The following is a 23,073-nucleotide window of genomic DNA, read 5'->3' on the forward strand; positions in this document are numbered from 1 at the left end:
AATGCGTGGCTGTATGCAGAGAAAATTGTGATGTGAGTCACAAAAATATTGATTTTTGTGATGGTGGTCATATTATAGGCACATTGACGATAAAGTTGTATAACAAGTTAATGGAGCATCACAATGAAACTGCGCAAAATCCTGAAAAGCATGTGGGCTAACTACTGCAACACATTTAAAGACGTGCCGCCAGGCGCAATGTTCTGATAAAAAAACCTGCTTCGGCAGGTTTTTTTATGCCTGCGATCGCCAGAAGGGAGATGAAAGGGGGCGTGTTTTGTTACTATGGCGGCCTTTAAATAAGGAGAAACCCCATGTCTCAAAACCTGAGCGCCGATCAGGAGCTGGTGTCTGATGTCGTTGCATGCCAGCTGGTCATCAAACAAATCCTTGATGTATTAGATGTTATTGCACCGGTCGAAGTGCGCGAGAAGATGTCCACCCAGCTGAAAAACATCGATTTTACCAGCCATCCCGCGGCGGCAGATCCGGTCACGCTTCGGGCGATCCAGAAAGCTATCGCGCTGATTGAACTGCGATTCACGCCGCAGGGCGAGTCTCACTAACGTTAAGCAATGTGAGAAGGGCGACAGCGTCTGTCGCCCGGAAAGCGTTTAAAAGAAAGTTTGCACCAGCAAATAACTTGCCGCGCATGCACAGCTCACCCCGATTAACCCCGGCAGGATAAAGCTGTGGTTGATGATAAATTTGCCGATACGGGTTGTTCCTGAACGGTCAAAACCGATGCAGGCCAAATCGCTTGGGTAGGTGGGTAGCACAAAGTAGCCATACGACGCCGGGAAGAAAGCGATCAGCATTTTCGGATCGATACCCAGCATCAGGCCCATCGGGGCAACGGCCGTCAGCGCTGCCGCCTGGCTGTTCACCAGTTTAGAGACCAGGAAAAGCACGATGGCATAGGTCCACGGATGGCTTTTCACGACCCCTTCCAGCGCCAGCTTGAGCTCGTCGAGATGCGCCTGGAAAAAGGTATCACTCATCCATGCCACCCCGAACACTGAGAAAATCGCCACCATCCCGGCTTTGAATACCGCGCCGTTAGAAATGGTTGCCGCATTGACCTTACAGGCGACCAGCATCACCGCACCCGCAATGAGCATCATCATCTGGATGACAAGGTTCATCGACAGCGCCGTCATTTTGCCTTTCACCTCAAACGCCGGGCGCAGTTCAGGCAATGCGCCAAGCAGGACAACCACCGCGATCCCGGCGAAGAAAATCCACGTGGACCAGTAGGCCTGTTTCGGAAAACGTTGATTCATTAACGTCTCGGTTCCGCCGTAGATAAACTCACGCTGTTTCGGATCCTTCAGCTTTTCCTGAAATTCCACGTCATCGGCTAAATCTTTCCCGCGGCGCAAACTCCACAGGGCGGCAGTCGCCACACCAAACAGCGAGGCGGGAACCGACACGGCGAGAATTTCGAGGATCCCCCACGCGTGACCGATGCCGTGCTGGGCACCCAGGATCGATATCAGCGACACCACGGCAACGGAGACCGGAGACGCGGTAATCGCCATTTGCGATGCCACCGATGCGACGGCCATCGGGCGTTCCGGGCGGATCCCTTTTTTCAGGGCAATATCGGCAATAATCGGGAACATGGTGTATACCACATGCCCGGTACCACACAGAAAGGTCAGCATCCAGGTGGTAAAGGGGGCGAGGAGGGTGATGTGCTGAGGATGTTTGCGCAGCAGGCGCTCGGCAAATTGCATCATTACATTCAGGCCGCCTGCCGTCTGCAGGGTAGCCGCACAACCGATCACGGCGAGGATGGTCAGCATCACATCAACCGGGGGTTTACCGGGCTGCAGACCAAAGATAAACGTCAAAATAAAAAGGCCGATACCGCTTATTAACCCGAGTCCCATCCCGCCAAAACGGGTGCCTGTCAGCAGGCACAGGAGGATGACAATAAACTCAATGGTGATCATGATGCTCCCTCGTCATTAATTATGTAATTAAATAAATCATTACATTTTGTATGGATAATCAATGAGAGCGAGATCTGATTTGTTAAATCTCAGGAAAAGCAGAAGGTTGGCTGTGAGAAAAGAGGCCCACTCCCTGACGGGAGCAGGCGAAAATGCTTAGTGGTGCTGTACGGTCACCAGATCAAGCAGGTGGCGGTCGGTCTGTTCCGGGCATAAACCGGCCAGCTGTGCATTGCGGAGCTCATCCGCCAGCGCATTGAGCAGTATGCCGTCCTGCTGCTGCTCTTTGTCCATATCGCGCAAGAACTGCAGGGTAGTACTGTCATGCTGTGCCCTGGCTTCATCAGCCAGTTTATTCAGCGTGACACAGCGTTGCTCATACTCTTCAAGCGTTTTCTGGAATAACTCCTCCAGCGAGGAGTAGTGACCATTAATCGCATCAGGGGCTTTGACGATAGGGTTTGCCCCTGCGCCTTTCATAAAGTCAAAGACGCGCATCATATGGGTGACGTTACTCTGCGCCTGGGTACGAAAAAAAGTGGCGGTACCGTTGAGACGGTTTTCAGAACACCACTCGCTCAAATGGAGGTGCAGATTCGACGCATAGAACTCCAGGTTCATCTGCGCATTGAGTTTTTGCATCATCGTTTGGGTAGTCATACCAATATCCTTATAGACTGTTGGGTGTGATGTCCGTAACAAAACCTGAACGGGCAGGTTAAGACGAGTGAGTGGCAGAAAAACATTTCTGCAGCGACAAAAGTCGACCGAATATTCACTTCCTGTGTTCGATATAAATAAGCATACCCCTGCGAGAGGATTAAGAAAACTCTTAATTGGCTTGCTTTTACCATACATTACAAAATTTAATATAGTACAAAAATAACAATATGTTGTTATAAATCATAATTTAATTAACTGATTGATATTTATGCTTTATTTGTATTTGTCTATAGATATTTTCCGGGCGGAAATAGTGAGTCGAAATAATACTCGGTCAAATGGATAATTCAGGATTAACTCTTTCAACTATATGATGCATTGATTAAATTGCGCTAAATCAATTTTATTCAATAGCGCCTGATGCCATTTTTCCCGCAACACGGGTTCAGAACACATTTGGATGAGGAGATCTTCCTGCCACCATCGCGGCCGCAGCCCGCGTGTCTGGTTATCAGGGATTTCTTGGCTGATCTTATGGATAATTCTGCTTATCTCTGTTTCGTTTGTCCGACAATTCCAGCCATTTTCATGTCATTTTTCGCTGAATTTATGTACGCAATTACTGTAATTCTGCGGTGTGATGGCGCTCTCTTATGGATGATTAATTTCCCGCTAAAACTATCACCAGCACTAACGCTTATGACGAGGTAAGCGCTAATGCCTTGTTTTAAGTCCGATTAAATAAGAAGCACGCAAATATTCCCTACAGAAAAGAACGCTAATGCTGGAGTTTACCATGCACAAATTTACTAAAGCGCTGGCGGCCATCGGTCTGGCTGCCGTTATGTCACAATCCGCTATCGCTGAGAATTTAAAACTCGGTTTTTTGGTAAAACAGCCGGAAGAACCCTGGTTCCAGACCGAATGGAAATTCGCCGATAAAGCCGGGAAAGATTTAGGTTTTGAAGTCATTAAAATCGCCGTGCCTGACGGTGAAAAAACGCTGAACGCCATCGATAGCCTGGCGGCCAGTGGTGCAAAAGGTTTCGTTATCTGTACACCGGATCCAAAACTGGGCTCAGCGATTGCAGCCAAAGCGCGCGGCTACGACATGAAAGTCATTGCGGTTGACGATCAGTTCGTCAATGCCAAGGGCAAACCGATGGACAGCGTGCCGTTGGTCATGATGGCGGCAACCAAAATTGGCGAACGTCAGGGCCAGGAACTCTATAAAGAGATGCAAAAACGCGGCTGGGATGTGAAAGAGACCGCCGTGATGGCCATTACCGCCGATGAGCTGGATACCGCCCGCCGTCGCACCACCGGTTCCATGGACGCGCTGAAAGCGGCCGGTTTCCCGGAAAAACAGATTTATAAAGTCCCAACCAAATCCAACGATATCCCGGGGGCCTTCGACGCTGCCAACTCCATGCTGGTTCAGCATCCGGAGGTCAAACACTGGCTGGTGGTTGGCATGAACGATAACACCGTGCTGGGCGGCGTGCGCGCCACGGAAGGTCAGGGCTTTAAAGCGCCTGATGTGATCGGCATCGGCATCAACGGCGTCGACGCGGTGAGTGAACTCTCTAAAGCGCAGGCGACCGGGTTCTACGGCTCTCTGCTGCCAAGCCCGGACGTACACGGCTATAAATCCAGCGAAATGCTGTACAACTGGGTCACCAAAGGGGTTGAACCGCCGAAATTTACTGAAGTGACCGACGTGGTGCTGATCACCCGCGACAACTTCAAAGAGGAGCTGGCGAAAAAAGGACTGGGCGGTAAGTAATTCGCGGTGATTGTGCCCCTCGCGAACCACGAGGGGCCAGACGTACACACTACAGGAATCACGGAGACGTTATGCGACAGTCTGATCCGTATCTCTCTTTTCGCGGTATCGGGAAAACTTTTCCCGGTGTCAACGCGCTGACCGATATCAGCTTCGACTGCTATGCCGGTCAGGTGCATGCCCTGATGGGCGAAAACGGCGCCGGAAAATCCACGCTGTTGAAAATCCTCAGCGGCAACTACACGCCAACCACCGGCACGCTGGCCATTCGTGGCGAAGAGGTGGCATTTGCTGATACCACCGCCGCGCTCAACGCCGGGGTGGCCATTATCTATCAGGAGCTGCACCTGATCCCTGAGATGACGGTGGCGGAAAACATCTATTTAGGCCAGCTTCCGCACAAAAGCGGCGTGGTGAATCGTTCGCTACTTAATTATGAAGCGGGGCTGCAGTTGAAGCACCTTGGCCTGGACGTCGATCCCCAGACGCCACTGAAATATCTCTCCATCGGCCAGTGGCAGATGGTTGAAATTGCCAAGGCGCTGGCGCGTAACGCCAAAATCATTGCCTTTGACGAACCGACCAGTTCGCTGTCCGCACGTGAAATCGAGAATTTGTTCCGGGTGATCCGCGAGCTGCGTAAAGAAGGCCGCATTATTTTGTATGTTTCGCACCGTATGGAAGAGATTTTTGCCTTAAGCGATGCCATCACCGTGTTTAAAGATGGTCGCTATGTGCGCACGTTTACCGACATGGAGCAGGTCAACCACGACCAGCTCGTCCAGGCGATGGTCGGCCGCGAGCTGGGGGATATCTATCACTGGCAGCCTCGCGAATACGGTCCTGAGCGCCTGAAGCTGGAGAACGTTAAAGCACCGGGCGTGCGGACGCCGATCTCGCTCTCGGTGCGCAGCGGTGAAATCGTCGGGCTGTTTGGCCTGGTGGGGGCGGGACGCAGCGAGTTAATGAAAGGCCTGTTTGGCGGTACACGCATCACCGAAGGTCAGGTTTCCATTGACGGGCAGCGGGTCGATATCCAGAAGCCTGCGCATGCCATTCAGGCCGGCATGATGCTCTGCCCGGAAGACCGCAAAGCCGAAGGCATTATTCCGGTGCACTCGGTCCGCGACAACATCAATATTTCCGCCCGGCGGAAGTTTATTCGCGCCGGTTGCCTGATCAACGACGGCTGGGAGGAGAGCAACGCCGACCACCATATCCGTTCGCTGAACATCAAAACGCCGGGCCCGGAACAGCTGATCATGAATCTCTCCGGCGGTAACCAGCAGAAGGCGATTTTAGGCCGCTGGCTGTCGGAGGATATGAAGGTCATTTTGCTGGATGAGCCAACGCGCGGCATCGATGTGGGGGCGAAACACGAAATTTATAACGTGATTTATGAGCTGGCAAAACGCGGTGTGGCGGTGCTGTTCGCCTCCAGCGATCTGCCTGAGGTGCTGGGCGTCGCCGATCGCATTGTTGTGATGCGTGAAGGGGAAATCGCCGGTGAATTGCTTCATGAACAGGCGAATGAACAACAGGCGTTGAGCCTCGCCATGCCGAAAGTTAGCCAGGCTGTCGCCTGAGTAAGGAGTTAATGATGTCCTCTGTTACTACATCCGGAGCGCCGAAGTCGGCTTTCAGTTTTGGCCGCATCTGGGATCAGTACGGCATGCTGGTGGTCTTTGCCGCACTCTTTGTTGCCTGCGCAATCTTTGTGCCCAACTTTGCCACCTTCATTAATATGAAAGGGCTGGGGCTGGCTATCTCCATGTCCGGCATGGTGGCCTGCGGGATGCTCTTCTGTCTGGCCTCGGGCGATTTTGACCTGTCAGTGGCCTCTGTGATTGCCTGTGCTGGTGTCACCACCGCCGTAGTGATCAACATGACCGAAAGCCTGTGGATTGGCGTGCTGGCGGGTCTGCTGCTGGGCGTGATCAGCGGTCTGGTCAATGGGTTTGTGATTGCCCGCCTGAAGATTAACGCCCTGATCACCACGCTTGCAACGATGCAAATAGTGCGCGGTCTGGCCTATATCATCTCCGACGGTAAAGCGGTGGGGATTGAAGACGAGCGCTTCTTCACCCTGGGCTATGCGAACTGGCTGGGATTACCTGCGCCAATCTGGCTGACGGTGGCCTGCCTGATCCTGTTCGGCTTCCTGCTTAATCGCACCACGTTTGGCCGTAATACGCTGGCGATTGGCGGTAATGAGGAAGCGGCGCGGCTGGCGGGTGTCCCGGTGGTGCGTACCAAGATCATTATCTTTGTGCTTTCCGGTCTGGTCTCGGCGGCGGCGGGGATTATTCTGGCGTCACGCATGACCAGCGGTCAGCCTATGACCTCCATCGGGTACGAGCTGATCGTCATCTCAGCCTGCGTTTTAGGGGGTGTTTCCCTGAAAGGTGGCATCGGAAAAATCTCATATGTGGTGGCCGGTATCCTGATTTTGGGGACCGTGGAGAACGCCATGAACCTGCTGAATATTTCGCCATTCTCGCAGTATGTGGTTCGTGGCCTGATCCTGCTCGCAGCCGTGATTTTCGACCGTTACAAGCAAAAAGCGAAGCGTACCGTATAACGTTTTTCCTGCCTTTAAATTGCTCAACTAATAACCTTAGTTGACATCTGAATCGCCTCGCCAGTTCTGCTGGCGGGGCGGTTGTCAAATGGCGAGCGACGTCACACTGTCTATACTTACATGGCTATGAAAGAGGTAAAGGCGTTTACCTCTCGTAAACCGTAAGGAGGACCAGGGTGGCTGACATGTTAACCGCACCGCCTGTACTGCCCGGACACTATGCTTTCTTTTTTGATCTCGACGGCACGCTCGCCGGGATAAAACCGCACCCCGATCAGGTGGTCATCCCGGAGGCGGTATTACAGGATTTGCATCAGCTCTCGCAACTGAATGAGGGAGCACTGGCATTGATATCAGGGCGCTCAATGGCCGAGCTGGATCTGCTCGCCAGTCCTTACCACTTTCCGCTGGCCGGTGTACACGGAGCGGAGCGCCGCGACATCCATGATCATACGCACATCGTTACACTCCCCGACGCATTAATTAACAAACTGCAGATACAGCTTTCTGCTGCGCTGGCGGAGCTGCCTGGCACAGAGCTGGAAGCCAAAGGTATGGCCTTTGCCTTGCACTACCGTCAGGCACCCCAGCATGAAGAGGCTGTGCTTGCGCTCGCCGACAGGGTCGCGCATGCGCATCCTGAGCTGGCGCTGCAGCCGGGTAAATGCGTCGTGGAGCTAAAACCGAAGGGGATCAATAAAGGCGCTGCGATTGCTGCGTTTATGGCAACGCCGCCTTTCAAGGGCCGGACGCCCGTTTTTCTGGGGGATGACCTGACCGATGAGGCCGGGTTTCGCGTAGTGAATCAGGCTGGAGGGATCTCCTTGAAGGTTGGGCCTGGTGACACTGAAGCCGAATGGCGTCTGGCAAATGTGGCCAGCGTCTGGCAGTGGATATCTGATATCGCTAACCAGCAACAACAACAAATAGCGCAAAACAAGGGGGGAAACCATTATGGGTCGCTTAGTCGTCGTCTCTAACCGTATCGCACCGCCTGACGATAAAAAAGCCAGTGCAGGTGGCCTGGCGGTGGGGGTATTAGGTGCCTTAAAAGCCGCTGGGGGGCTGTGGTTTGGCTGGAGTGGAGACATCAGTGAGGAAGAAAAACCACTCAAAAAAGTGACGCGCGGAAACATCACGTGGGCGTCATTCGCGTTGAAAGAGAAAGATTATGATGAGTACTACTCCGAGTTCTCGAATGCGGTGCTCTGGCCTGCGTTCCATTACCGTCTTGACCTGGTAAAATTCCAGCGAGAATCGTTTGAAGGCTACAGCCGCGTCAATGCGCTGCTGGCGGATAAACTGCTGCCTTTAATCGAGGAAGACGATATTTTATGGATCCACGATTATCATCTGCTTCCCTTCGCCCGTGAGTTGCGTAAAAGGGGAGTTAACAACCGTATCGGCTTCTTCCTCCATATTCCGTTCCCGACGCCGGAAATTTTTACCGCGCTGCCACCGCACGAAGAGCTGCTGGAAGCGCTGTGCGACTATGATCTTCTGGGCTTCCAGACTGAGAATGATCGCATTGCATTCCTGGATTCGGTATCAGGCAAAACGCGTCTGATGACGAAAGGGGGGAAAACGCATACGGCGTGGGGTAAAACGTTCCACACCGAAGTCTATCCGATTGGGATAGAGCCGGATGAGATTGCTGAGCAGGCGTCTGGTCCGTTGCCACCGAAGCTGGCGCAGCTTAAAAACGAGCTGAAACACGTGAAGAATATCTTCTCGGTGGAGCGTCTCGACTACTCCAAAGGGCTGCCGGAGCGCTTCCTGGCGTATGAAACGCTGCTGGATAAATATCCGCAGCACCACGGTAAAATCCGCTATACACAGATCGCGCCAACCTCGCGTGGGGAAGTGCAGGCCTACCAGGATATCCGTCATCAACTGGAGACGGAAGCGGGGCGGATCAATGGCCGCTATGGCCAGCTGGGCTGGACGCCGCTGTTTTATCTGAACCAACATTTTGACCGTAAGATCCTGATGAAGGTGTTCCGCTATGCCGACGTCGGCCTCGTTACGCCGCTGCGCGACGGGATGAACCTGGTGGCAAAGGAGTATGTGGCGGCACAGGATCCGGCCGATCCGGGGGTGCTGGTGCTTTCTCAGTTTGCGGGCGCCGCCAATGAGCTCACCTCAGCGCTTATCGTTAACCCTTATGACCGGGATGATGTGGCGAACGCGCTGAACCGTGCCCTGACGATGCCGCTGACGGAACGTATTTCCCGTCATGCGGAAATGATGGAGACGATTCGCAAGAACGATATTAATCACTGGCAGGCACGTTTTATTCGCGATTTGCGTAATATCGAACCGCAAAGTCACGAAGGCGTTCTACAAAAAAAGATCGCGACATTCCCTAAACTCGCGTGATATTCCTCTGGGGGTTTAACGACCCCCAAGAGGCACTAACAACACGTCAACCTGGCTTGAGGCGACAATCGATTTCGCCGCACAGGCCGCGCGTGAAAAAAAGCTCTTGTTATGATTTCCGCAGATCACTAAATCAATATTCTCTTTTCGACACATGCTGAGAATATGCTCATTTAATTCACCTGTCGCAATGACGGTCTGATAAACAGGATAGTGCGCTTTCTCAACCAGTTCCCGCAGAAATTGCTGCGTTTCTTCCTGCAAAACCCCACGAATATCCTCCAGCATCGGCGCAGCCAGTTGATTATACATCTCGGGTTCGGCCGCAAGGGTGATCAGGCTGATGCGTGCGTTGTGCGGGCGGGCGATGGAAACCGCCCGGGCAACGAGTTGATGACTTTCCGGTGAAACTGCAACAGAAACAAGAAGATGGGCGTAACTCATCACGCACTCCTTAGCTGTCTGAAAAACCGTGTCTACGTCAGCATTACCGCGAAATCACCACTTCTGCAAGAGGTGAATACGACAATAGTGTGAAGCTTCTCATAATTATTCATTAATTATTCTTATAAGAAGAATAACTGGAAACCGCGTCCAAATGAAAAAAATTAACAACTTAACGTAAATCACACAAATTCACTCGCGTGCTGTTAAATCGTTTTAACGAGTTATAAACACAATTCGAATGATCACGCATTGAAACAATTTTATAACCCCTCAGGCATAACTGTATGTTTTTCATAGGTAATGAAAATGTGCTCCTGAGATGTACAGTATGTGAATTGTTGCGGTAGTCGTTAATGAGCATAAAAGCAATCGCACTGGCCCCTCGGTTCAGACTTCTGCATGAGTATTCGTCCATTAAGAATATAAAATGGTCTCGATTGTTCAAATAATGAACAAATTACAAGTCATACTGATGGATTTATGGATGATATTCACTTAAATTATGTGACGTGGATCACATTTTTTTTAAATTTGGGGTAGGCTGCATTGTATGTGTCAAAACTGACGAGTAGAGTTTGCGTCGAATTAGGAAAAATCTTAGTTATTTGTAAGAAATGATAAAACCTGTAAGAAACGCTGCCGCGTTTCGTTGTTGCACGTTTTGCTGAATACAAACCTAAATTCAACTATGCATTTAGCCTTTTTTTTAAATACCGGGTGATTTCCCGGCGACATCACGGGGTGCGGTCTTTCCGCATAAAAACAATAGTTGGTTATTCGGGATGGGAAAAATGCATACATCCGAGTTGCTAAAACATATCTATGACATCAACTTGTCATATTTACTGCTCGCGCAGCGTTTGATTAGTCAGGACAAAGCGTCCGCGATGTTTCGTCTGGGTATTAACGAAGAGATGGCGACCATGCTGGGCGGATTAACCCTGCCTCAAATGGTTAAACTGGCTGAAACGAATCAACTGGTTTGCCAGTTCCGCTTCGATAATCCGCAGACCATCACGCGGCTGACACAGGAATCTCGTGTGGACGATCTGCAACAGATCCATACCGGTATTCTCCTCTCCACCCGCTTGCTCAACGAAATCAGCCAGCCTGATGACGCAGCCCGTAAGAAAAGAGCGTAGAAATGAGCGAGAAAAGCATTGTTCAGGAAGCGCGTGACATACAGTTGGCCATGGAGCTGATTACACTGGGTGCTCGTTTACAAATGCTGGAAAGCGAGACTCAGTTGAGCCGTGGTCGTCTCATCAAACTGTACAAAGAGTTACGCGGTAGTCCTCCACCGAAAGGAATGTTGCCGTTTTCAACGGACTGGTTTATGACCTGGGAGCAGAACATTCACGCCTCCATGTTCTGTAATGCCTGGCAGTACCTTCTCAAAACCGGTTTGTGTAGCGGCGTTGATGCCGTGATCAAAGCGTATAAACTTTACCTTGAACAATGCCCACAGCAGGAAGAGGGTCCCCTGCTGGCGCTGACCCGCGCATGGACGCTGGTGCGTTTTGTTGAGAGCGGAATGCTTGAATTGTCGCGCTGCAACTGCTGCGATGGCAATTTTATTACCCATGCTCATCAGCCTGCAGGCAGCTTCGCCTGTAGTTTATGTCAGCCTCCATCCCGCGCAGTAAAAAGACGTAAACTTTCCCGGGATGCTGCCGATATTATTCCACAACTGCTGGATGAACAGATCGAACAAGCTGTTTAACCCGAACGTGTGGGCAAGATTCCAGCAGCGGTAAGCCATTACCGCTGCTTTTTTTTACCCTGAATTCGGTAAACGCTGCGAGCTGAACGTCCTTGCCATAGTCACTAGCGGAAGGATGATGTCGTGCTTATCTTATTAGGTTACCTGGTAGTTCTCGGTACAGTTTTCGGCGGTTACATGATGACCGGCGGGCACCTTGGAGCACTCTATCAACCGGCTGAACTTATTATCATCGGCGGCGCAGGGGTAGGGGCTTTTATCGTTGGCAACAACGGGAAATCGATCAAGGGGACGCTGAAAGCTATTCCATTGCTGTTCCGTCGCTCGAAATATACCAAAAGCATGTATATGGATCTGCTGGCACTGCTCTATCGCCTGATGGCGAAGTCGCGTCAGCAGGGGATGTTCTCGCTGGAGCGGGATATCGAAAACCCGAAAGAGAGCGAAATTTTTGCCAGCTATCCGCGCATTCTTGCGGATGCCATGATGCTGGATTTCATTGTCGATTATCTGCGCCTGATCATCAGCGGCAACATGAATACCTTCGAAATTGAAGCGCTGATGGACGAAGAGATCGAAACCCACGAGAGCGAATCCGAAGTACCGGCCAACAGCCTGGCGCTGGTGGGGGACTCCCTGCCGGCCTTCGGTATCGTGGCGGCGGTCATGGGGGTTGTCCACGCGCTGGCCTCGGCAGATCGCCCGGCGGCAGAGCTGGGGGCGCTGATAGCCCACGCGATGGTGGGGACCTTCCTCGGTATTTTGCTGGCGTATGGTTTTATCTCGCCACTGGCCAGCGTTCTGCGCCAGAAGAGCGCGGAAACCACCAAAATGATGCAGTGCGTGAAGATCACGCTGCTCTCTAACCTCAACGGTTATGCGCCACCGATCGCGGTTGAGTTTGGCCGTAAAACGCTTTACTCCAGCGAGCGTCCGTCGTTTATCGAGCTTGAAGAACACGTGCGTGCGGTGAAAAACCCAAACCAACAGACGACAACTGAGGACGCATGAAAAACCAGTCCCATCCGATCGTCATCGTAAAAAAGCGCAAGCATAAGGGGCATGGGCACGGTGCGCATGGCTCCTGGAAAATTGCCTACGCCGATTTTATGACCGCAATGATGGCCTTCTTTCTGGTGATGTGGCTGATCTCCATCTCCAGCCCGAAAGAGTTGATCCAGATTGCGGAGTATTTCCGTACGCCACTGGCGACTGCGGTCTCCGGTGGGCCGCGTATCTCTAACAGCGACAGCCCGATCCCCGGTGGCGGCGATGATTACACCCAGCAGCAGGGTGAAGTGAAAAAAGAGCCGAACATCGACGAGCTGAAGAGAAAGATGGAGCAGGCGCGTCTGAAGAAACTGCGTGGCGATCTCGACCAGCTGATTGAAGCGGACCCGAAACTGCGTGCGCTGAGACCGCACCTGAAGATCGATCTGGTACAGGAAGGGTTGCGTATCCAGATTATTGATAGCCAGAATCGCCCGATGTTCAAGACCGGCAGCGCGGAGGTTGAGCCTTATATGCGCGACATTTTGCGCGCCATTGCGCCAGTGCTGAACGGTATTCCAAACCGCGTCAGCCTGTCAGGCCATACGGATGACTTCCCGTATGCCACGGGCGAAAAGGGATACAGCAACTGGGAGCTTTCTGCCGATCGTGCCAACGCCTCGCGTCGCGAGCTGGTGGCGGGTGGGCTTGATGATGGCAAGGTACTGCGCGTGGTCGGCATGGCAGCAACCATGCGTGTCTCCGACCGCGGGCCGGATGACGCCATCAACCGTCGTATCAGTCTTTTAGTGCTGAACCAGCAGGCGGAGCAGGCCATCCTGCATGAAAACGCCGAAAGTCAGAATGAGTCACTGGACGATTTAAAACAGCCTAGGGCCGTTCCTTCGGCTGCCGTTCCAACATCGCCACCAGCCAATCCGAGGTGATAGCGTGAGCATGGATATTAGCGATTTTTACCAGACATTCTTTGATGAAGCCGACGAATTGTTGGCCGATATGGAGCAACATTTGCTGGATTTGGTGCCTGAAGCGCCAGACTCCGAGCAGCTCAATGCCATCTTCCGCGCCGCGCACTCCATTAAAGGCGGAGCCGGAACGTTTGGATTTACCATTTTGCAGGAAACCACCCATTTAATGGAAAACCTGCTTGATGAAGCACGACGCGGTGAGATGCAGCTCAATACCGACATTATCAACCTGTTTTTGGAAACCAAAGATATTATGCAGGAACAGCTCGACGCCTATAAAAGTTCGGCAGAGCCTGATGCCGCCAGCTTTGAATACATCTGCAATGCGCTGCGCCAGCTTGCGCTGGAAGCAAAAGGTGAGGTCGCCGCAGCCGTTGTCCCTGCCGCCAAACTGAGCGTGGTCGATGCGGTTGCCGCTGAGGCGTCAGCGCCTGCCGCTGCTAAAGCGGAAAAATTGCGCGTTGTGCTGTCGCGCCTGAAAGAGAATGAGGTCAACCTGCTGGAAGAGGAGCTGGGTAACCTGGCGACACTGAGCAACGTGGTGAAAGGCAAAGACAGCCTTGCCGCGACGCTTGAAGACGGTATCAGCCAGGATGACATCGTGGCGGTGCTGTGCTTTGTTATCGAAGCCGATCAAATTGCCTTTGAAACGGAAGCGGTTGCCGTTGAAGCCCCGGCTGCAGTGGAGGAGGTTGCTGTTGTGGCTCAGGCTGCTGCACCTGCGGTCGCCCCTGCTGCCCCGGCGTTGAAAGCCGTACCGAAAGAGGCTGCCGCCCCGGGCCGCGGTGAAAAACCGGCGGCGCGCTCCAGCGAATCGACCAGTATCCGCGTTGCCGTTGAGAAGGTTGACCAGCTGATCAACCTGGTCGGCGAACTGGTGATCACCCAGTCAATGCTGGCCCAGCGTTCTAACGAACTGGACCCGGTCACGCACGGCGATCTGATTACCAGTATGGGCCAGTTACAGCGTAACGCCCGCGATCTGCAGGAATCGGTGATGTCCATCCGTATGATGCCGATGGAATATGTCTTCAGCCGCTTCCCGCGTCTGGTGCGCGACCTGGCCGGTAAGCTCAATAAGCAGATTGAACTGACGCTGATGGGCAGCTCCACCGAGCTTGATAAAAGCCTGATTGAACGCATTATCGACCCGTTAACGCACCTGGTGCGTAACAGCCTCGACCACGGTATCGAACTGCCGGAAAACCGCATTGCAGCCGGCAAATCCCCGGTGGGTAACCTGATCCTCTCCGCAGAGCACCAGGGCGGGAACATTTGTATCGAAGTGACCGATGACGGTGCGGGCCTTAATCGTGAGCGCATTCTGGCGAAGGCGATTTCGCAGGGCATGGCGGTCAGCGAAAACATGACCGATGAAGAAGTGGGCATGCTGATCTTCGCCCCAGGTTTCTCTACCGCTGAGCAGGTGACCGACGTCTCCGGACGCGGCGTGGGGATGGACGTGGTGAAGCGTAACATCCAGGAAATGGGCGGCCACGTCGAAATTCAGTCTAAGCAAGGTTCGGGTACCACCATTCGTATTCTGCTGCCGCTGACGCTGGCGATCCTCGACGGCATGTCGGTAAAAGTGGCGGACGAAGTCTTCATTCTGCCGCTGAATGCGGTGATGGAATCACTGCAGCCACGTGAAGAAGATCTGCATCCGCTGGCGGGTGGCGAGCGTGTGCTCGAAGTGCGTGGCGAATACCTGCCGCTGGTGGAATTGTGGAAAGTCTTCGAAGTGGATGGCGCGAAAACAGAGGCCACGCAGGGTATCGTGGTGATCCTGCAAAGTGCGGGTCGCCGCTACGCACTGCTGGTTGACCAGCTGATCGGTCAGCACCAGGTGGTGGTGAAGAACCTCGAAAGCAACTACCGCAAAGTGCCGGGTATTTCTGCCGCCACCATTCTGGGTGATGGTAGCGTGGCGCTGATCGTCGACGTGTCGGCGCTTCAGGGATTAAATCGTGAACAACGTGTGGCGTACACAGCCGCCTGATTAAGTAAAGGGTAAGAACATGACCGGTATGAGTAATGTAACGAAACTGGCGGGCGAGCCATCAGGACAGGAGTTCCTGGTATTCACTTTAGGCGATGAGGAGTACGGCATCGATATCCTGAAAGTGCAGGAAATTCGTGGTTACGATCAGGTTACCCGCATCGCGAACACGCCAGCGTTTATTAAAGGCGTCACCAACCTGCGTGGGGTGATTGTGCCTATCGTTGACCTGCGCGTGAAGTTCAGCCAGGGCGATGTGGAGTACAACGATAACACCGTGGTGATTGTCCTCAATCTGGGGCAGCGCGTGGTCGGTATCGTGGTAGATGGCGTGTCTGACGTGCTCTCACTGACGTCTGACCAAATTCGTCCGGCGCCGGAGTTTGCGGTCACGCTGTCTACCGAGTACCTGACGGGGCTGGGTGCGCTGGGTGAGCGTATGTTGATTCTGGTGAACATCGAGAAGCTGTTGAACAGCGAAGAGATGGCGTTGCTGGATATCGCGGCGAACCATGTAGCGTAGGTAAATGCAAAACGGCAATCCAGGTTGCCGTTTTTTGTGTTTGCTCCCTGTCCCTGTGGGAGAGGGGTGGGGGTGAGGCATCAGGCCACACCCCGTTTGTACTCTTACACTTCCTGCTCTACCAGCTCCGCTTCAGCTTCCCGCGCTCCTTCATTCTGCGACAGCATCGCGGTTGCAATCCCGTTACCCAGCACGTTAATGGCAGAACGCCCCATATCCAGGAAGTGGTCGATTCCCATCAGCAGCAGAATACCCGCTACCGGAATATTGAAGCTTGGGATCGTCGCCGCCAGTACCACCAGCGAAGAGCGCGGTACGCCCGCAATGCCTTTTGAGGCCAGCATCAGCGTCAGCATCAGGACGGTGACTTCCGAGAAGCTCAGATGAATGTTGTACGCCTGAGCGATAAACATTGAGGCAAAGGAGCAGTACACCATCGAGCCCACCAGGTTAAAGGAATACCCAATTGGCAGGACGAAAGAGGCGATGCTGCGTGAGCAGCCAAAACGTTCCAGTTGCTCAAGGGTCTTCGGATAAGCCGCCTCGGAGCTGCTGGTGGTAAACGCGACCAGCACCGGATCTTTCAGCATACTGAGCAGGCGGAACACCTCTTTTTTCAGCACCATATAACCCACCGCCAGCAACACCATGCAGGTGAGGAGGATAGCCACATAGTAGCCGCCAATAAAGGACGCATAGTTCAGCAGAATGCCGAGACCCTGGGTGGCAATCACCGAGGAGATGGCGGCGAAAATCGCCAGTGGGGCAACATACATCACGTAGCCCGTGACCTTCAGCATGATATGGGACACCACGTCCAGCGCCGCGACCAGCGGGGCGTTGAATTTCTGGCCCAGCGACGCGCCGCCAATGCCAAAGAACATGGAGAACACGACGATCTGCAGAATTTCATTGTCCGCCATCGCCCCGGCGATACTGGTCGGAATGGTATGAGAGAGGAAGGCTTTGAGCGTCATGCCGCCGACGGCCAGACCCGTATCCACCGCTTCTGTGGGGATCGTCAGGTTCAGACCGCTACCAGGATGCTCCAGGGTGACAATAAACAGCCCCACCAGGATAGACAGCACCGATGAGCTGATAAACCATACCATCGCTTTACCGCCTACGCGGCCAATGGTGGAGGTTTCGCCCATTTTCATAATCCCGACCGTCAGCGTACTGAAGACTAATGGCGCAATCACCATTTTGATCAGTCGCAGGAAAATATCGGTGAGAAGCGTAATGTTATCCGACCACGCTTTGATGGCATCCGCTGATGCATATTCATGAATGGCCGCCCCTGAAAGAATACCCGCCAGCATGAATATCACGATGAAGAGTGTAAGTTTGTTTGCACTTGCCACGAAAAAAGACCCTCTATGCGCTTTAGGTGTAGCCCGCGCCGATGTATATGGATTTTTTATTACAGCGCGGGAAATTATTCGGCACATAAATTGAAGTAAAGCGGGGGTAGATACAACTCCTTTTTAAGTTTTATTAATTTTGTTGCTAATGCGCCGACGATATATTGTGACGCTTATCACATTTTAATGGATATATCCTCAAGCGAAAGCTGCGAAATTCATTTTTAAAATATCTAAGTCACTGTTTTTTAAATCATTAATGCGTCAATCAGACAAAGGGATGACGTCAATGGACGTGGGTGGTCGAAGCGATAACCATAAACTAAATTCTCAATAACCCCCTCGGAGGCGCATTTAGCGGGGCTAACATCTTGAACGTTAAAACTAAATTGTTGTACGTGAACGGAGACGTCTTCTGGAGGGTGGTAAATGAAAAGAAAACGCCTTTTGACCTGCGCTGGCATCCTGTTAACCGCGACTACCGCCCAGCAGGCGCTGGCGGTCACCAGTAGTGGCACCATCGGCGCGACACTGACATTGACAAACGGGTGTCTGATTAATGGATCACCCACCCAAAACGGCATTAACTTCGGGACACTGGATTTCGGGACCCATCCTGCCACCTTTTCCACCCTGACGACGCAGTTGACTGGCGCCAGCGGGGGAAATACCTTCACGATTCAATGTACGACCGCCAGCTACACGGTGGCGATAACCGGAAATACCAATTCCACTGCGCCGGGCACCGTCGTTGGCACGACGGGGACACCCGCGCGCTATCTGATCAACACCACCAACACGGCGCAGGGTGTGGCTTACAGCCTGTACAGCGACAGCGGGTTTAATAACGTTGTGGCGAATAACGCGGCGTTGCCGATCGCGTCCACGGCAGGCGGGGTGGACAGTTACACCCTCTACGGGCGTATCACCGGCGGGGGGAACAGCGTGACGGTGGTACCGGGAACCTACACCGACACCATAAATGTCAGCGTAACCTACTAAACCCATTCAGCCATGAAAACCGCTTGTTTGCGTCTGCGCCAACGCGCAGAAGGACTCGTGCGCCCTTTTTTCATCCTGCTCGTTGGGCTGGCGCTGGCGCCCACGGTTGAGGCTGTCACGTCACAGTCCTTTAAGGTCAGCGCAACCATTGTTCCAGGCTGCGCGGTGAGTACCGGCAGCGGAGGCGTACTAGGCACGCTGAACTTCGGTACCCATACCGGCGTGGAGAGTGCCCCGGTGAGCACCAGCTTCGTACCAAACGGGGCACTCTCGATCGCCTGTACGCCAGGCGTGGCGCTGAGTATGAGCATTAACGGCGGGCAGAATTACGCCTCCGTGCGGCGAATGACGCGCAACGGCGGGAACGACGTGGTGGGATACCGGCTTTACAGCAGCAGTTCACTTGCGGCGAACAGCGAAATAGGGGTCAACCAGGCGATTCCGGTGACCTATACCAACAGCAACAACATCGCGCTGCCGTTGTTTGGCGTGGCGCTATTGACCGGGTTCAGCCCGGCGGGAACCTATTCTGATCAGCTTACCGTGACCTTGTCATGGTGATAAAGGGAGAGAGACGATGACGGCATATTTCAGGCGCATGTGTCTGGGAAGTCTGCTGGGGGTGATGGCCGTGACGGCAGGCCACGTACAGGCGGCCGCCACCATTCTGTTATGGCCTATCGATCCCTGGCTGGCGGCAGACGCCAAAGCCACGGAGCTGTGGATCCAGAATCAAGGGAACAGCCCAACCACCATGCAGGTACGCATTGTGCGCTGGAAGCAGGAGGGCGGGTTCGAACGTTACAGCACCCAGCAGGATGTGGTCGCCAGCCCGCCCATTGTCACCATCGCAGCGGGCAGCAAACAGCTTATTCGTCTTATCAAACAGGGGACAGTTCCGGTGGGGGTCGAACAGGCCTACCGCATTATTGTCGATGAAATCCCTCAGCCGGATAACAAAGCCGAACCGGCTATCGGCCTCAAACTGCAGATGCGTTATTCCATTCCCCTTTTTGTCTATGGGCAGGGGATCCCGACACGCAAAGAGGGGGCACACCATGCGCTGGTGGATACCCGCACGTTGAGCTGGCGGGTAACGCATGAGGGTGGACAGCCTCACCTGGCGGTGAACAACCGGGGCGATGTCCATGTCAGACTCAGCCATGTTTCGCTGGTACAGGACGGTCAGAAACGTCCTGTTGCCGAGGGATTGCTGGGCTACGTGCTGGCGGGCAGTACCCGCAGCTGGGCCATTCCGGCCGGCATTCGGCAGCCAGACCAGATGCGCGCGCAGATTAATGCCAGGGATGAGCAATGGCAGTCGACGCCCGTCAACTGAAACCGGCGATGATGATCCTGCTTTGCGTCACGACCAGCACCTGGGCTGAACCCGGCGATGACAGTTTACCGCCGCCTCCCGAGGCCCGGGGGGTGAACGATGAGGCGGTTTTTCAGCTTGCCCTCGTGCTGAACCACTACGATACCGGTCTGGTGGTGCCCGTGACGCAGCGCAAAGGTGCTTACTTCATCTCCAGTGCCGACCTGTTGCGCGCCGGGCTGCCGCCGGAGCATGTCCCGACAGGCGAGGTGGATCTCGCGTCACTTTCACAGGTTCGTGTGGCGTATGACAGCGCCGGACAGCGTCTGCTGCTGACCGTTCCTCGCGACTGGGTAGCCTCCCGGGTGACCTCCTTTGGCGGGCAAACCGCGCAAAGTAAACCTCACTTTGGACGTGGGGCGCTGCTGAATTACGATCTGTATACCAACCACACGGAACATGTTGGCGGTCAGGCCTCACTCTGGCATGAGTTCCGCTACTTCAATGAGGGCGGTTCGCTCTCTTCAACCGGTTATGTGCGGAAAAATTTCGCTGGCGATAATGGCCAGCAGGCGGGTTACGTTCGCTATGACACCACCCTGCTGATCACTAACGAAGACGACGCCACCACCTGGACCGCCGGGGATGTGATCAGCGATGCCCTGAGCTGGAGCACCAGCGTGCGCATGGGCGGGATCAGCTACGGGCGCGATTTCTCCCTGCGCCCGGATCTGGTGACCTGGCCACTGCCGGAATTCTCCGGAGAAGCCGCAGTTCCCACCTCGGTCGATCTCTTTATTAATGGCTATCGGTCTGGCTCCACGCAGCTTCAGCCGGGCCCCTTCACCTTAACGAATCTGCCCTATATCAACGGGGCCGGCGATGCGGTACTGATCACCACCGATGCGCTGGGACGCCAGGTGAGCACCACGCTGCCCTTTTATGTCACCAGCGAACTCCTCAAACAAGGGCTGAGCGATGGGGCGGTCACGCTGGGTAGCCTGCGGCGTAATTACGGGATTGATAACTTCGACTACGGTCCGGCGGCGGGCAGTGGTTCGTATCGCTACGGGGTAACGGACTGGCTGACCCTGGAGGGACACGCAGAGGGTGCAGAGACGCTGGCGCTGGGCGGGGCGGGGACGGTGGTGAAGCTGGGGCGCTTTGGCGTTGTGAATACCGCGTATACCCAAAGCCGGATGCGCGGTGATGAGGGCGGGCAGATCAACTGGGGCTATCAATACAGCACCAGCGAATTTAGCCTGGCGACCCAACATACACGACGCGATCGCGGCTTTGGCAACCTGGCCCTCTATGACCAGCCGACGGTGTATGACGAAAACGACAGGCCAATCGCCAGCTTCAGCCGCAATACCGATCAATATTCCCTGACCTTTAATCTTGGGCAGTACGGCAACATCGGGGCCGCCTGGATCGGTGTGGAGAGTTTTGACAGCCAGAAAACGGAACTGCTTAACCTCTCCTGGAGCCGCAACCTGTGGGGCGCGAGCAGTCTCTATCTTGCCGCAAGCCGTGATCAGCAGCGGGGGGACTGGACGGTTGCACTCTCGTTACAGGTCCCCTTTGGGGAACGGGACAGCGCCGCGGTCACCTTCGAAAACACGCCGGAGGCAGGCAGCACGCAGCGTATCAACTACAACCACTCCATGCCTTCCGATGGCGGTTTGAGCTGGAACATGGCATGGGCACATCAGTCACGGGCGAATAATTATCAGCAGGGAACGTTGGGCTGGCGTAATAACAATATCGAACTGCAGGGCGGGGCCTACGGGGAAAAGGACATGATGACCTGGTGGAGCGAGGCGCTGGGCTCCATTGTGCTGATGGACGGGGAACTGTTCGCGGCGAATAAAATCAACGACGCCTTTGTGGTGATCAGCACCGATGGTCACCCGGATGTGCCCGTCAGCTACGAGAACCAGCCGGTCGGTAAAACGAATCGCAACGGCTACCTGCTGGTGAGCGGTGTATCAGCCTATTACCCGGCCAGTTACCGCATTGACACCCTCAATCTGCCTGCCGATACGCGTCTGAAAGAGACCGAGCGCCGGATCGCGATCCGCCGCCACAGTGGCTATCTGGTGGACTTCCCGATGGAGCAGGAGCGGGTGGCCAGCGTCATACTGCAGGATGCGCAGGGGCAGGCTATTCCGGTGGGCAGCCAGGTCAGACGCGCCTCGCGCAGCAACGCGGTGGTGGGGTATGACGGGATTGCGTGGCTGGAAAATCTCAGCGACGTCAATTCGCTTGAGGTGATCACCCCGACGGGGAAACGGTGCCATGCGACGCTGACCGTTGGCGCGAACCCGGAACACAGGCTGCAAACCTACGGGCCGCTGGTATGTCGGGAGGCACGGTGACGCGTTTACTGCTGGTGATTTTGCTGCTCTTCTCCGGTGCCAGCGGCGCGGCCTGCACCGTCAGTACGGTGAATGCGTCGTTTGGCAGCGTGACCTCGTTCGCGCTGAGCGGAACCGGAGAAGTGGAAACCACCGGCACGCTGGTGGTTGCCTGCGATACGGTACTCAACCTGCTTACCAACGACTCGGTGGCGCTGACTTACACCTCGGCATCGATCTTCGCCAACAGCCGCGCCACCCTGAAGCGCACGGACAATGCGGCTATTACCGATGTCATACCCACGCGCCTGTGCGCGGCCTCCGGCTGTGGCGGTAGCAGCGAAGTGCAGATCGGTAATACCTATACCTGGAGCGGGAACACGCTGCTCGGGCTGCTGGGGTCGAAGCGCTACAACATTCCGCTCTATTTCCGCACGGTGCCGGGGCAGAATGTCTCGGCCGGACCGTATCAGGTGCTGCTGACATTCAGCATTAATTACAACGTTTGTGCCGTTGGCGCTGCCGGACTTTGCCTGACGCCGCAAACCGGCACGGCCACCACCACGATCCTTCTCAACATGACCGTCACTAACGATTGCAGCACCATGAGCACCCCGGACGTGAATTTCAACAGCGCACCGCTGGTACAAAGTTTTCCCACCGTCTCGCAGGCGATTGCCGTCACCTGCACCAAAGGCAGTACCTATACCATAGGGATTAACAATGGTGCCAACGCGCTGAACAACGTTCGTCGCATGGTGAGCGGCAGTAATTACATGAGTTACGACATCTATAAAGAAGCCACCACCAACCGCTGGGGCAGCAGCGGCACCGAGCGCTGGACCAGCGCGACGTCGTCGCAGATCAGTACCGACGGTTTACTGCGTACCTACAACTACACCGCCAAAGTCCTGACCACACAAGCCACACCCCCCGCCGGAACCTACACCGACACGCTGATCGTAGACGTGGCGTTTTAAGGCCCGCGCTT

Annotated in this window: 22 protein-coding genes; 18 read left to right on the forward strand and 4 right to left on the reverse strand. The window is 54.3% G+C overall.

Features of this window, described 5'->3' with window-relative positions:
- Positions 1-123: 123 nt before the first annotated feature.
- Entirely contained in the window at positions 124-207 is an 84-nt protein-coding gene (gene azuC / locus ACTJJI_RS12510; protein ID WP_014832437.1) for a stress response protein AzuC, read from the forward strand.
- 107 nt (positions 208-314) lie between these two features.
- The gene (locus ACTJJI_RS12515) at positions 315-566 is read left to right on the forward strand and encodes a DUF2766 family protein (RefSeq protein ID WP_014832436.1); all 252 of its coding nucleotides are present in this window, start codon (positions 315-317) and stop codon (positions 564-566) included.
- Positions 567-614: 48 nt separating this feature from the next.
- On the opposite strand, the gene ACTJJI_RS12520 is transcribed toward ACTJJI_RS12515, so the two are convergent.
- Positions 615-1,958: an anaerobic C4-dicarboxylate transporter gene (locus ACTJJI_RS12520; protein ID WP_203461328.1), complete on the reverse strand. Its 1,344-nt coding sequence runs from the start codon at positions 1,956-1,958 to the stop codon at positions 615-617.
- Positions 1,959-2,114: 156 nt separating this feature from the next.
- Entirely contained in the window at positions 2,115-2,618 is a 504-nt protein-coding gene (locus ACTJJI_RS12525) for a non-heme ferritin-like protein (RefSeq protein WP_014832434.1), read from the reverse strand.
- A 799-nt stretch (positions 2,619-3,417) separates the two neighbouring features.
- On the opposite strand from ACTJJI_RS12525, the gene araF reads away from it, so the two are divergent.
- The 5 genes from araF (at position 3,418) to otsA (ending at position 9,367) form a co-directional block, all read left to right on the forward strand.
- A complete protein-coding gene (araF, locus tag ACTJJI_RS12530) occupies positions 3,418-4,407 on the forward strand; it encodes an arabinose ABC transporter substrate-binding protein AraF (RefSeq protein ID WP_014832433.1) in 990 nt (329 codons plus the stop codon).
- 71 nt (positions 4,408-4,478) lie between these two features.
- Positions 4,479-5,993 carry an L-arabinose ABC transporter ATP-binding protein AraG gene (gene araG, locus ACTJJI_RS12535; protein WP_013096045.1) on the forward strand — a complete coding sequence of 505 codons (1,515 nt, stop codon included), beginning with the start codon at positions 4,479-4,481 and terminating at the stop codon, positions 5,991-5,993.
- A gap of 14 nt (positions 5,994-6,007) precedes the next feature.
- Complete coding sequence (gene araH / locus ACTJJI_RS12540) at positions 6,008-6,988, forward strand: arabinose ABC transporter permease AraH (RefSeq protein WP_014832432.1); 981 nt, start codon at positions 6,008-6,010, stop codon at positions 6,986-6,988.
- Between the two features lie 176 nt (positions 6,989-7,164).
- Positions 7,165-7,968, forward strand: a complete 804-nt coding sequence (otsB, locus tag ACTJJI_RS12545; protein ID WP_440654286.1) for a trehalose-phosphatase — start codon at positions 7,165-7,167, stop codon at positions 7,966-7,968.
- The gene (otsA, locus tag ACTJJI_RS12550; RefSeq protein ID WP_014832430.1) at positions 7,943-9,367 is read left to right on the forward strand and encodes an alpha,alpha-trehalose-phosphate synthase; all 1,425 of its coding nucleotides are present in this window, start codon (positions 7,943-7,945) and stop codon (positions 9,365-9,367) included. The genes otsB and otsA overlap by 26 nt, the downstream gene beginning before the upstream one ends.
- A 15-nt stretch (positions 9,368-9,382) precedes the next feature.
- Here the strand turns inward: otsA and uspC are convergent, their stop codons facing one another.
- A complete protein-coding gene (gene uspC / locus ACTJJI_RS12555; RefSeq protein WP_014832429.1) occupies positions 9,383-9,811 on the reverse strand; it encodes a universal stress protein UspC in 429 nt (142 codons plus the stop codon).
- Positions 9,812-10,605: 794 nt separating this feature from the next.
- Between uspC and flhD the strand changes: the two genes are divergently transcribed.
- The 6 genes from flhD (at position 10,606) to cheW (ending at position 16,038) form a co-directional block, all read left to right on the forward strand.
- The gene (flhD, locus tag ACTJJI_RS12560) at positions 10,606-10,956 is read left to right on the forward strand and encodes a flagellar transcriptional regulator FlhD (protein ID WP_013096050.1); all 351 of its coding nucleotides are present in this window, start codon (positions 10,606-10,608) and stop codon (positions 10,954-10,956) included.
- A 2-nt stretch (positions 10,957-10,958) separates the two neighbouring features.
- Positions 10,959-11,537 carry a flagellar transcriptional regulator FlhC gene (gene flhC / locus ACTJJI_RS12565; RefSeq protein ID WP_013096051.1) on the forward strand — a complete coding sequence of 193 codons (579 nt, stop codon included), beginning with the start codon at positions 10,959-10,961 and terminating at the stop codon, positions 11,535-11,537.
- A 123-nt stretch (positions 11,538-11,660) separates the two neighbouring features.
- Entirely contained in the window at positions 11,661-12,548 is an 888-nt protein-coding gene (gene motA, locus ACTJJI_RS12570; RefSeq protein ID WP_008500417.1) for a flagellar motor stator protein MotA, read from the forward strand.
- Positions 12,545-13,474, forward strand: coding sequence for a flagellar motor protein MotB (gene motB, locus ACTJJI_RS12575; RefSeq protein WP_440654290.1), 930 nt, complete (start codon positions 12,545-12,547; stop codon positions 13,472-13,474). Before motA ends, motB begins: the two co-directional genes overlap by 4 nt.
- 4 nt (positions 13,475-13,478) lie before the next feature.
- A complete protein-coding gene (gene cheA, locus ACTJJI_RS12580; RefSeq protein ID WP_096927439.1) occupies positions 13,479-15,515 on the forward strand; it encodes a chemotaxis protein CheA in 2,037 nt (678 codons plus the stop codon).
- 19 nt (positions 15,516-15,534) lie between these two features.
- Positions 15,535-16,038, forward strand: a complete 504-nt coding sequence (cheW, locus tag ACTJJI_RS12585) for a chemotaxis protein CheW (protein WP_013096054.1) — start codon at positions 15,535-15,537, stop codon at positions 16,036-16,038.
- A gap of 104 nt (positions 16,039-16,142) precedes the next feature.
- On the opposite strand, the gene ACTJJI_RS12590 is transcribed toward cheW, so the two are convergent.
- The gene (locus ACTJJI_RS12590) at positions 16,143-17,402 is read right to left on the reverse strand and encodes a dicarboxylate/amino acid:cation symporter (protein ID WP_047360936.1); all 1,260 of its coding nucleotides are present in this window, start codon (positions 17,400-17,402) and stop codon (positions 16,143-16,145) included.
- Between the two features lie 429 nt (positions 17,403-17,831).
- Between ACTJJI_RS12590 and ACTJJI_RS12595 the strand changes: the two genes are divergently transcribed.
- Genes ACTJJI_RS12595 through ACTJJI_RS12615 form a run of 5 tightly spaced genes read left to right on the forward strand, consistent with a single transcriptional unit; the run spans position 17,832 to position 23,062 of the window.
- Entirely contained in the window at positions 17,832-18,404 is a 573-nt protein-coding gene (locus ACTJJI_RS12595; RefSeq protein WP_046888015.1) for a spore coat protein U domain-containing protein, read from the forward strand.
- 12 nt (positions 18,405-18,416) lie between these two features.
- Entirely contained in the window at positions 18,417-18,965 is a 549-nt protein-coding gene (locus ACTJJI_RS12600) for a Csu type fimbrial protein (RefSeq protein ID WP_047360935.1), read from the forward strand.
- Positions 18,966-18,981: 16 nt separating this feature from the next.
- Entirely contained in the window at positions 18,982-19,743 is a 762-nt protein-coding gene (locus ACTJJI_RS12605; protein ID WP_440654293.1) for a fimbrial biogenesis chaperone, read from the forward strand.
- Positions 19,719-22,103 carry a fimbria/pilus outer membrane usher protein gene (locus ACTJJI_RS12610; protein ID WP_440654295.1) on the forward strand — a complete coding sequence of 795 codons (2,385 nt, stop codon included), beginning with the start codon at positions 19,719-19,721 and terminating at the stop codon, positions 22,101-22,103. The genes ACTJJI_RS12605 and ACTJJI_RS12610 overlap by 25 nt, the downstream gene beginning before the upstream one ends.
- Positions 22,100-23,062 (forward strand): Csu type fimbrial protein, encoded by a 963-nt coding sequence (locus tag ACTJJI_RS12615; protein WP_096927585.1) that lies wholly within the window; start codon positions 22,100-22,102, stop codon positions 23,060-23,062. Before ACTJJI_RS12610 ends, ACTJJI_RS12615 begins: the two co-directional genes overlap by 4 nt.
- The last annotated feature ends 11 nt before the right edge of the window (positions 23,063-23,073 follow it).

The organism is Enterobacter sp. 22466 (assembly GCF_052044775.1).
Taxonomy (GTDB): Bacteria; Pseudomonadota; Gammaproteobacteria; order Enterobacterales; family Enterobacteriaceae; genus Enterobacter; species Enterobacter dissolvens.